Source organism: Nocardia coffeae (assembly GCF_019890715.1).
Taxonomy (GTDB): domain Bacteria; phylum Actinomycetota; class Actinomycetes; order Mycobacteriales; family Mycobacteriaceae; genus Nocardia; species Nocardia jiangxiensis.
In genome coordinates, this window is record NZ_JAINZY010000001.1 from 316,134 (window position 1) to 326,176 (window position 10,043).

Consider the following 10,043-nt stretch of genomic DNA (forward strand, 5'->3'; position numbering starts at 1 on the left):
CGGTTCAGTGGACGGCGGCGAGTGCCGGCAGCATCGCCAGGCCGGTGTCGCGACGTTCGTCCAGGACGGTGGTCGGGGCGTCGGGCGGCGCGACCGCGGCGAGGGCGAGGATCTCCGCGGCGGCGAGCGTCGGCCGGGCGGCCACCCAGCCCGGCCGGTAGCAGGGCGCGTCGAGCTCGGCCCGGTGCATATCGAAGACGAGGGGCGCGTCGGCGGGCAGTGCGGTCAGCAGCGCGGGCCAGTCGACGATCCCTGCACCGACCGGTCGCATCCGCCGCACCATCCCCTCGGGTGACCAGGACAGCGCGGCATCGTCGAGGAACACGGTGTGCACCCGGTCGCCCAGCCGTTCGGCCGCCGCGATCGGATTCTCCAGGCAAACAAGGAGATTCACCGCGCTGAAGCCGATCCGCACATGTTCGCCCGCCGCCTCGGCCAGCGCCAGCGCCTCGTGTGAGGACATCTCCTCGTGCGTCTTGAGCACCACCGGGATGCCGAGTTCGAGCGAGAGCGGTCCGAGATCGGCCAAGGCGCGGCGGGCACCGTCGAGTTGTTCGGCCCACGGCACCGCCGGATCGTCCCGGGATTCGGGCGAGCCGACCCGCACGTGCACCGATTCGGCCCCGAGCAGTGCGGCCTCGCGCAGCAGGCGGCGGCGCGCAGTCGTGCCGTCCGGGTCCAGCGGGTCGGGCGAGCGCCAGTAGGCCGGGTTGACCGCGCCCAGGTCGACGGTCACCTGGAGCCCGGCCGCGGCGAAGATCCGGCCGACCTGTTCCAGTTCCGCCGGATCGAGCCGCTCCCCCACCCAGCGCGCGGGGTTGAGATGGACGACCGTCACGCCGAGTTCCGTTGCCGCGGTGACCAATTCGTTCGGCGTGCCCGGGACGACCGCGAAATCGCGCAGCGCGATACCGAGCGGCCTCACGCGTCGGTCCGCACGGGAGCGCCGTCCAGGACGATGCCCGCCTTCTCGGCGCAACCGCGCACGTAGTCGCGGGAGGTGCGCACGTACCGCCACGCCGCGTCCTCGTCCCAGACCGCGGCCCGGTAGGTCGCGAAGGAGTCGACCGCACCTGCCGCGACCCGTTCCTCGTAGCGCTGCAACATCTCCAGGTACGCCACCAGTTCCTCGGTGGTCAGATCCGGATGGCCCGCCAGCCAGACCGGGTCGTACAGCGCGATCCGGGCGCCGTCGGTCCGGTATTCGCCCGCCCCGTCGCCGTACGCGCGCACCTCGAGCGACAGCTGCAGATCCGGGTTGGCGGCGTACAGGATCGGCACGATATCGGTCAGATCGACGACGCCGTCACCGTTCGGGCGCAGCTGGCCGTCGAGCCCGTCCGGGACGCGGACCAGGTCGTAGTCCTTGATGTGGGTCTGCCGGACGTACGGCGCGAGGCGGCGCGCGGCCCAGGTCGGATGTTCGAGCCGCTGTACCACGTTGCCGGTGTCGAAGGTGATGCCCAGGACGTCGGGACCGACCTCCTCGACGATGCGCACCAATTCGAACGAGGTGATCTCCTCGTGGGTCTCCAGGTTGATGTGGATGCCGAGGTCGCGCGCGATCGGCGCCAGGGTGTGCAGGAATTTGACGGTCGCCGCCAACTGATCCGCCCAGGGCGCGTCGGTGCGGTACCGGTCGTAGGCGAATCGTCCCCGGAACGGCTTGAATGTCGCTGTCTCGGCCCACAATTCGGTGATGCCGATCCCGGCGGCGGCCTCCAGCACCCGGCGGTAGCCGAGCACGGTGTCGCCGTCGCCGAGGATCCGCATCTCCGGTGATTCGGGGATGTTGTACGGGTTGACCCGGCCCAGCCCCGCCTCGAGATACATCCCGAGTTCGTCGGCGCGCTGCCGCACCGCACCGAGTTCGGCTCGATCGAGCGTCCCGGACACGTGCAGCAGATGCCGGAAGAAGAGTCCGGCCAGGCCCTCCGCATGCGCGCGTTCCAGCTGTTCCGCCGGGGTGTGGTTCGCCGAGTCGGGCAGTTTGAGGGCGTCACTTCCGAGTCGCATCCGCGTGTCCTTCCGGTTCGGAACCGGCCGCGATGGCCGGTGGTACTGACGGTGATCCGCCGCGAACACGGTGTGCGACAGCGGAATCGGGGTCGGGTATCGCCGCGATCAGAGCCCGGGTGTAGGGCGCGCGCGGTGCGGCGAAGAGTTCGTCGCGGCTCGCCTCCTCGACGATCCGGCCCTTCTCGAGCACGGCGATCGAGGGGCACAGGTACTTCACGACGGCCAGGTCGTGGGAGATGAACAGGATCGACAGGCCCAGCCGCTCCTGCATATCGGTCAGCAGGTTCAGCACCTGGGCCTGCACCGAGACGTCCAGGGAGGAGACGGGTTCGTCGCACACCAGCAGGCTCGGTTCCACCGACAGCGCCCGCGCGATCGCGATGCGCTGCAACTGCCCGCCGGAGAAGGACGCCGGATGCCGATCCATCACCTCCGCGGGCAGCCCGACCAGGTCCAGCAGGCCCGCGACGCGATCACGACGCGCCGCGGCCGAGCGCACCAGCCGGTGCACCACCATGCCCTCACCGACCAGCTCGGCGACGGTCATCCGCGGATTGAGGCTGCCCGCCGGGTCCTGGAAGACCATCTGCACCTCGCGCCGGTACGCGCGCAACGCCGCACCGCGCGCCGGGACGATGTTCTCGCCCCGGAAGGCGATCGAACCGCTGTCCAGGCTTTCCAACCGCATGATGCAGCGCAACAGCGTCGACTTGCCGGAACCGGACTCGCCGACCAGACCCACCGTCGTCCCCTCGGGCACCCGCAGGTACACATCGTCCAGGGCCCGGACCGGGCGCTGACCGAGCGGACGGTACGACTTCGAGACACCGCGTACGTCGAGGATCATGCAGCCACCTCCCGGAACAGGTGGCAGGCCACTTCGCCGTCGTCGACCGGTTGCAGCGCGGGTGGGCTCGTGCGGCACACGTCCAACGCGACCGGGCAGCGCGGGTGGAAGGCGCAGCCCGCGGGCCGGTCCGCGGGTGCCGGAGTCGTCCCCGGCAACGCGACCAGCTGTCCCGGCCGGGTGTCCAGGCGGGGCACCGCGGCCCGCAACGCCGCGGCGTACGGATGCCGGGGAGCGCCGAGCAGGGACCCCACGTCACCTTGCTCGGCGACCCGACCGGCGTACATCACCAGAACCCGGTCCGCGAACCCGGCGACGGTGCCGATGTCGTGGGTGATCAGCACGACGGCGAGCGAACGTTCCGCGGCGACCCGGCCCAGCAGCGCGAACAGCTGTTCCTGCACGCGCACGTCCAGCGCGGTGGTCGGCTCGTCGGCGATGAGCAGATCCGGTTCGCCGACCAGCGCGATCGCCATCGCGACGCGCTGGCGCATACCGCCGGAGAACTCGTGCGGATAGGCCCGCATCCGGCGTTTCGCGTCGGCGATGCCGAGTTCGCCGAGCATGGTCGCGGCCCGCCGCCGCGCCTCGCGTCGCCCGACGCCGTGCACGATCAGCGGCTCGGCGACCTGGGCGCCGATGGTGCGGGTCGGATGCAGTGCGGACAGCGGGTCCTGGAAGACCATCGAGGCGCGGCGGCCGCGGATGCGGGTGAGTTCGGACTCGGTCAGCGTCGTCAGTTCCTGGCCGCCGAGCCGGACCGAGCCGTCCAGCGTCACGTCGGTGTCCAGGCGCAGCAGCGCGCGAGCGGTCACCGACTTCCCGGATCCCGACTCGCCGACGATCGCCAAGCGCTCTCCACCGGCGACCTCGAAGCTCACCCGGTCGACGAGCGTCGCGCCGCCGGGCACGGTGACGCTCAGGTCGCGGACCTCGAGCAGGGCATCGGTGCTGGTGGTGCTGGTCATCGAGTCCGTCCCTTCTGAATGACCACGGCCGCGCGCCGCCGCGTCGCCGGATCGCTGCGAACGTGGAACATGTCGCCGAGCAGCCCGAACGACGCGGTGGTCAGCGCGATGGCGAGGCCCGGGAACAGCGCGATCCACCAGTAGCTGGACGCGTAACCGCGCGCGGCGGCCACCATCGCGCCCCACTCCGCCGACGGCGGTTGCGCACCGGCGCCGATGAACGACAGGCTGCCGACCATGATCACGGTGTTGCCGATGTCACCGGCCCATTTCACCCACAGGGCCGGTAGCGCGTTGGGCAGTACGTGCCGCACCATGAGCCGGGTGCGCGACACTCCGAGAGCCCTGGCACCATCCACGAACGGCATCGCCATCGTCTCTCGCATGATTCCGCGCAGCAGTCGCGCGGTCATCGGCCAGCCGGTCAGCATCAGGGCCAGGACCACCGAGTTCAGGCTCGCGCCGAGCGCGGCGGTGGCGGCGACCGCGAACAGGATTCCCGGGAAAGCCAGCACGGCATCGGTGAGCCGCATCAGGATCTCGTCCAGCCAGCGCGGCCCGACCGCGGCCACGGTCGCGACCAAGGTGCCGATGGCGGCATAACCGGCCACCACGACGACGGCTGCCCCGAGGGTCACCCGGCAGCCGACGACGATGCGCCAGAACACATCTCGACCCTGATCGTCGGTGCCGAACCAGTGCTGCGCGCTCGGCGGCCGGAACACCTCCTGGATGTGCGAGATGTACACATCCGGGGCCACCGTCGGGCCGAGCAGCGCCGTCACGAACAGCACCAGCACCAGCGCGATCGTGATGCGGTCCAGGAGCGAGGACCGGCGCGTGCGCAGCCCCCAGGACAGCCGCCCCGACCTGCGGGAGCGACCGAACACGCTGTGCGGCGCGGTGGTCGCGAGCCCGCTCATCGCGCCAGCTCCGCGGCCCGGACCCGGGGATCCCGGATCATCTGCACGATATCGACGACGAGGCTGGACAGCACCACGATCAGCCCGATGACCAGGACACCGCCCTCGACGCTGAGCGTGTCCTTCTGGGCCATCGCATTCGTCATCATCGCGCCGATGCCCTGACGTCCGAAGACGGATTCGACGAGGATCGCGGCACCGAACAGCGTGCCGAAGTCGATACCGACGAGGAACAGCACCGGTGTCAACGCGGGCGGGAGCACGTGGGTGCGGATCAATCGCGCCCGCCCGACACCGGCGGCCCTGGCGACCGTGACATGCTGCCGGGTCAACACCCGCAGAATCTCCGCGCGAGTGACCCGGTACAGCAGCCCGGCCTGCGGGACGGCGAGTACCACCGCGGGCAGCACCAGATGCGCGAAGGCGTCCTGGGCGGCGGCGAAATCGCCGGAGAGCAGGGCATCGAGCGTGGGTGCACCGGTGACGCGCGGCACCGAGTAACCGATCGAGAGCTGCCCGGAGATCGGGAAGAGGTGCAGCTTGGTCCCGAGCAGGAATTGCACCATGAGCGCCAGCCAGAAGATCGGCATACCGGCCAGCACGATGACGGTGACCCGGCGCGTGGAATCCCATGCGCCCGAACCGCGTAGGGCCGAGAGCATCGCCAGCGGCACTGCGGTGACCACGCTGATCGCGACCGATACGACGACCAGTTCGGTGGTGCCGGGCAGCAGGTCGACGATCGACGCGCCGACCGAACCGTGCGTCGAACTCGACACCCCGAGATCGCCGCGCACGATCCGGCCGAGGAAACGCAGGAACTGAGTCCACAGGCTGCTGTCCAGGCCGAGCCGGGCCCGGGCCGCGGCGACCTGATCCGGTGTCGCGGACGCACCCGCCGCGACCCGCGCCTCATCGCCCGGAACGGCCTTGAGCAGGAAGAACACCACTGTCGCGAGCACAGCCAAGGTCCCGACGCCACCCGCGACCCGGCGCAGGACGAACAATCCCGCCTGTACGAATCGGTTTCGCATACCGCTTCACCTCCCTCGCCCGGCCGGTCAGTTCCCGACCGTCAGCGCCCGGTAGCCGACACCGCCGCCGGGCGCGGCGACGTCCATGCCGCGAACGTCCGAACGCCACGCCCAGGTGTTGTGCACCGTGTACAGCGGCATGGTGGCGAAGTCGGCGTCGATCAATCGCTGTGCCTGCGAATAGAGTCCGCATCGCGCGTCGGCGTCCGGAGTGTTGGTCGCCTGCTCGATCAGCGCGTCCACCGCGGGGTTCGAGTAGGCCCCGCGATTGGTGCCGACGGACTTCGACCAGAAGGTCTTGGTGATCATCACGCCCGGGTCCGGGTACGGCGCGTTCTCGCCCAGCAGGATCATGTCCGGGATGGTCTTCGGGTCACTCAACATGGTCAGGTAGTCGGCGAACGCGATGGGCTGCAGTTGCAGCGTGATACCGATTTCCTTGAGGTTGGACTGCAACAGCGTCGCGGCCTTGGTGTGCTCGCTGAACGTCGGCTGATAACGCATCGTCAGCGTCGTCCCGGCCAACCCGGCGGCGCTGAGGATCTGCTTGGCCTTCGCGAGATCCGTTCTCTCGGTGGGCAATTCAGGCCGACAGGTCAGGTTGGTCGGCAGCGGGCCGTTGGCGATCGTGCCCTGCCCGTTGTAGATCGAGTCGAGCGCGCCCCGATAGTCCAGGACGTACCGCAGCGCCTCTCGCAGCGCCGGGTTGGCACCGGGCCCCTGCGCGGTGTTGAAGTAGATCACCATCTGGTAGGCGTCCGGCGCGGGTCCGACGGTCACCGACGGGATGCCCTGGAACGATTTCGCGTCGGCCTTGGAGATCCAGCCCAGATCGGCGTTGCCCGCCTTGATCTCGTCGCGGATGGTGGCCTGGTCGTCTATCCGGCGGAAGGTCAGGTTCCGCGGACGCTTCGGGTCGAACGCCCAGAACGAGTCGTACCGCGTCGTCTGGATGGTGCCGGCCGAGGAGGACTGCAACCGATACGGTCCGGAGCCGGCGTCGTGGTTGAGCAGCCAGTTCTGGCCCTGGTCGCTGCCGGCCCGCGCGGTCAGCAGTGTCGAATCGACGATGTAGATGCGGCTCAGCGCGCCCATGAACAGCGCGTCCGGGTGGGTGAGGGCGATGGTGAGGTGCGTGTCGTCGATTGCTGTGGCGGACTTGTAGCTGGAGATCTGGCCGATGATGCCTTGGCCGATCGACTTCACCCGATCGAGCGAGTAGACGACGTCCCGCGCGGTGAGCGGGTTGCCGGAGTGGAACTTCACGCCGGGACGCAGCGTGAGCTGAACCGAGGTGACGTCCGGTGAGTAGGCGAATTCGGTGGCGAGCTGCGGGACCATCCTGCCGTGGTCGTATCCGATCAACGTGTCGTAGAGGACGGCTTCGACGTTGTCGGATTCCTGGTAGTCGGCCCGGACCGGGTCCAGTGTGGTGACCTCGTTCCGGTAGGCGACGACCAGCGTCTCGCGGCGGTCGGATCCGCCCGGACCGGAACCACAACCGGTGACGAGCAGCATCGCCGCGATCGCGGCGGTGAGTGCGCCGACGACAGCCCCACAGCGGCGCGGGCGGGAGCGTCGAACGGGCGGGCGGGAGCGACGGATAGGTAGGGGCATCGGGAGGCCTTCCTGGAACATACGAGAAGTCGCAATGCCAGAACGGTATACAGATTTGATTTCAATCTGCGTTCCTGCCGCGTAAACTATGCGTAACAGCAGCTCAAGTGGAAATTATGTATACACTAGCTTCCTCATTCACATCCGCGAAATTCTGCCGCGAGCAGTGAAAGGCCGCTGATTCCGTGCACACAGTGATAACGAACATCCGGCCGTGGGGCGGGCCGCCCTGCGATGTCGTACTGGACGAGCAGAGCGTTGTCGAGATCGCCGCCGGTGGCTCGGCGCCCACCTCGGACGCGACGATCGTGGACGGCGCCGGACGCGTTGCGGTGCCGTCGTTTTCGGACGTGCACACCCATCTCGACTCGAATCGGCTGGGTCTGCCGTTCCGCCCGTGCACCGGCGCACCCGACCTGATGAGCCGCATCATGGACGACCGGGCGAACTGGCGCTCGGCCGAAGCGTCGGTCGCCGACCGAGCAACCTACGCGTTGCAGCGCGCAATCACGTTCGGAGCCACCCGAGTGCGCAGCCACGCCCAGGTCGACGCCGACTCCGGATTGGCGAAGCTGGAGGGTGTGCTGGCCGCGCGCGAGACCCACCGGGATCGCGCGGCCGTCGAAGTCGTCGCGTTTCCCCAGGTCGGCCTGCACCGGGAGGCGGGCGTGGTCGCGCTGACGGCCGAGGCGCTGCGGCTCGGGGCGGATCTGGTCGGCGGGATCGACCCGTGCTCGATCGACCGGGATCCGGTGCGCCATCTGGACACCGTGTTCGACCTCGCCGAACGTTTCGGCTGCGGCGTCGACATCCACCTGCACGAGCCGGGTGCGCTGGGCCTGTTCAGTCTGTCCTTGATCACCGAACGGACCCGTGTGCTCGGGCTGGCGGGCAGCGTCACCGTCTCGCACGCCTTCTGCCTGGCCGAGGCGTCCACCGAAGCGTTCCGGGCCATCGACGAGCTTGCCGAACTGGATATCGCGCTGACCACGATCGCGCCGGGCGGGCACGGCAGCCTGCCTGTCCGGCGGATCGTGGATGCGGGCGTCCGGATCGGCCTGGGTATGGACGGGCAGCGCGACTACTGGTCGCCGTACGGCAACGGCGACATGCTCGACCGAACGTGGCAGCTGGCGTTCACCCAGGGCTACACCTTCGAGCCAGACCTGGATTCGGCTCTCGCAGTGGCCACCTGGGGCGGACACACCGTGCTCGACCGAGCGGCTTCCCGGCTCGTACACGGCGAGCGTCCGGGGTTGCGGGTGGGCGATCCCGCAGAATTGGTCCTGATCGATGCGGAGTCCGCCGCCGCCGCGGTGCTGGACCGGCCGACGGACCGCATCGTCGTCCATCACGGCCGAGTGGTCGCGGAAAACGGGGAGCTCAGGTGAACATGTCCCGCACAGGACGGACGCCGGTGTCGAGTGCGGCGACCGGCGAACCGCTGTCCATCCAGTTGCAGCGCACGATCCGGCGCAAGATCATCCTCGGCGAATACCCCCAGGGACTCGCCCTGACCGAGCAGCGGGTGGCCGCCGATCTGGACGTGTCGCGGGTTCCGGTGCGCGAGGCGATGCCGGTGTTGCAGCAGCAGGGCTTCGTCGAGGCGTCGCCACGGCGCACGTCGTACGTCACCACCTGGACGGCGCAACGGATCAACGACCTGTTCGACGCGCGGCTCGGTGTCGAGGTCGTCGCGGTCGGTGGCGCCGCGCGCCGAACCCGGGCCGGCATCGACACCGCGGGCCTGGAACAGATGCTGGCGAAGGCCGAGCACCATCTCGACGAGGGCGAGGCGCTGGAGCTCGCGGAAACCAACAGCGCCGTCCACGTCACCTTGGTCGCGGCAGCCGGTAACGAGCTGCTCAACGAACTCATGCGAGTGATCAGCGGGCGGCTCGCGTGGATCTTCTATCTGACGTCCAGCCGTGACCTGCGCAACCAGGTGCATGAGCATCACGCCATCACCGAAGCGATCCGCAACGGCAACGATCGCCTCGCCGAATCGCTGATGTGGGCGCACATCGAGGCCGGACGCGCGCCCACTCTCGACGCGCTGGTGCGGTAGCGCACGGAATTCGGTGGCGTCCTGTGCGGACGGCGCGCTCATCGGACACGCGTTGAACGAATCGCAGCGAACTGGGACACGGTCCGAGACTCCGGCGCCCCGGCGGGCTCGGCGCGCAAGCCGCGCCCTCGCCGAGAGTCGAATCGGACCTGCTCATCCAGTTCTGCTGTCGACCTTCTGGATCAGATGCACCACACGACGCTGCCGAGCGGGAAGCAGATGTGGAGCGAGCCGCCGCCGCCGATCGGTGCTGCCTGGTGCGATGTCGCAGGCGCGGCCGGCATCGTGGCGGCCGAGGCCGCGGGAGCCGCGAAGACGGCCAGAGGCAACGCCAGTGCGGTCACCGCCATTATCTTGATCTTTCTTTCAAACATGTGTCCAACCCTTCAGGAGAATTCGATCCGGGTTATGACGGTCTACTGCAACCGCCATCTCGACTTTTCATCCGATGGAGTGCCGGCGTCGGCTCCGCAATTACCGGAGCTGCCGCCCTCGCCGTGAGTCCCGCCATCGTTCCACCAACCGGTTACCGCTGGAAAGACCCGACGCTCACATTACTCCCATGCG

Annotated in this window: 10 protein-coding genes; 3 read left to right on the plus strand and 7 right to left on the minus strand. The window is 69.0% G+C overall.

The features are described 5' to 3' along the window. Positions 1-4: 4 nt before the first annotated feature. The 7 genes from K7711_RS48830 to K7711_RS01480 are packed head-to-tail and all read right to left on the minus strand — an operon-like array spanning position 5 to position 7,408. Positions 5-925: a sugar phosphate isomerase/epimerase family protein gene (locus K7711_RS48830; RefSeq protein ID WP_222964153.1), complete on the minus strand. Its 921-nt coding sequence runs from the start codon at positions 923-925 to the stop codon at positions 5-7. Further along, complete coding sequence (locus K7711_RS01460; RefSeq protein WP_222964154.1) at positions 922-2,016, minus strand: sugar phosphate isomerase/epimerase family protein; 1,095 nt, start codon at positions 2,014-2,016, stop codon at positions 922-924. The genes K7711_RS48830 and K7711_RS01460 overlap by 4 nt, the downstream gene beginning before the upstream one ends. Beyond that, entirely contained in the window at positions 2,000-2,866 is an 867-nt protein-coding gene (locus tag K7711_RS47265) for an ATP-binding cassette domain-containing protein (protein ID WP_235746508.1), read from the minus strand. The genes K7711_RS01460 and K7711_RS47265 overlap by 17 nt, the downstream gene beginning before the upstream one ends. Further along, the gene (locus tag K7711_RS47270; protein WP_235746509.1) at positions 2,863-3,834 is read right to left on the minus strand and encodes an ABC transporter ATP-binding protein; all 972 of its coding nucleotides are present in this window, start codon (positions 3,832-3,834) and stop codon (positions 2,863-2,865) included. Before K7711_RS47270 ends, K7711_RS47265 begins: the two co-directional genes overlap by 4 nt. Then, positions 3,831-4,757 (minus strand): ABC transporter permease, encoded by a 927-nt coding sequence (locus tag K7711_RS01470; RefSeq protein ID WP_222964155.1) that lies wholly within the window; start codon positions 4,755-4,757, stop codon positions 3,831-3,833. The genes K7711_RS47270 and K7711_RS01470 overlap by 4 nt, the downstream gene beginning before the upstream one ends. Next, the gene (locus K7711_RS01475; RefSeq protein WP_222964156.1) at positions 4,754-5,791 is read right to left on the minus strand and encodes an ABC transporter permease; all 1,038 of its coding nucleotides are present in this window, start codon (positions 5,789-5,791) and stop codon (positions 4,754-4,756) included. The genes K7711_RS01470 and K7711_RS01475 overlap by 4 nt, the downstream gene beginning before the upstream one ends. Before the next feature lie 27 nt (positions 5,792-5,818). Continuing rightward, positions 5,819-7,408, minus strand: a complete 1,590-nt coding sequence (locus K7711_RS01480; protein ID WP_222964157.1) for an ABC transporter substrate-binding protein — start codon at positions 7,406-7,408, stop codon at positions 5,819-5,821. Positions 7,409-7,602: 194 nt separating this feature from the next. On the opposite strand from K7711_RS01480, the gene K7711_RS01485 reads away from it, so the two are divergent. The 3 genes from K7711_RS01485 to K7711_RS01495 all read left to right on the plus strand — a co-directional run bounded on the left by K7711_RS01485 (position 7,603) and on the right by K7711_RS01495 (position 9,977). Next, positions 7,603-8,799 carry an amidohydrolase family protein gene (locus K7711_RS01485; protein WP_222964158.1) on the plus strand — a complete coding sequence of 399 codons (1,197 nt, stop codon included), beginning with the start codon at positions 7,603-7,605 and terminating at the stop codon, positions 8,797-8,799. Between the two features lie 2 nt (positions 8,800-8,801). Beyond that, positions 8,802-9,476 (plus strand): GntR family transcriptional regulator, encoded by a 675-nt coding sequence (locus K7711_RS01490; protein WP_222964159.1) that lies wholly within the window; start codon positions 8,802-8,804, stop codon positions 9,474-9,476. A gap of 186 nt (positions 9,477-9,662) precedes the next feature. After that, on the plus strand, positions 9,663-9,977 hold the full coding sequence (locus tag K7711_RS01495) for a hypothetical protein (RefSeq protein ID WP_222964160.1): 315 nt from the start codon (positions 9,663-9,665) through the stop codon (positions 9,975-9,977). Positions 9,978-10,043 lie beyond the last annotated feature (66 nt).

Coding starts and splice junctions, on each gene's coding strand:
- K7711_RS01460 (WP_222964154.1), bottom strand. CDS start 2,016: ATGCGACTCGGAAGTGACGCCCTCAAACTGCCCGACTCGGCGAACCAC.
- K7711_RS47265 (WP_235746508.1), bottom strand. CDS start 2,866: ATGATCCTCGACGTACGCGGTGTCTCGAAGTCGTACCGTCCGCTCGGT.
- K7711_RS47270 (WP_235746509.1), bottom strand. CDS start 3,834: ATGACCAGCACCACCAGCACCGATGCCCTGCTCGAGGTCCGCGACCTG.
- K7711_RS01470 (WP_222964155.1), bottom strand. CDS start 4,757: ATGAGCGGGCTCGCGACCACCGCGCCGCACAGCGTGTTCGGTCGCTCC.
- K7711_RS01475 (WP_222964156.1), bottom strand. CDS start 5,791: ATGCGAAACCGATTCGTACAGGCGGGATTGTTCGTCCTGCGCCGGGTC.
- K7711_RS01480 (WP_222964157.1), bottom strand. CDS start 7,408: ATGCCCCTACCTATCCGTCGCTCCCGCCCGCCCGTTCGACGCTCCCGC.
- K7711_RS01490 (WP_222964159.1), top strand. CDS start 8,802: ATGTCCCGCACAGGACGGACGCCGGTGTCGAGTGCGGCGACCGGCGAA.
- K7711_RS01495 (WP_222964160.1), top strand. CDS start 9,663: ATGCACCACACGACGCTGCCGAGCGGGAAGCAGATGTGGAGCGAGCCG.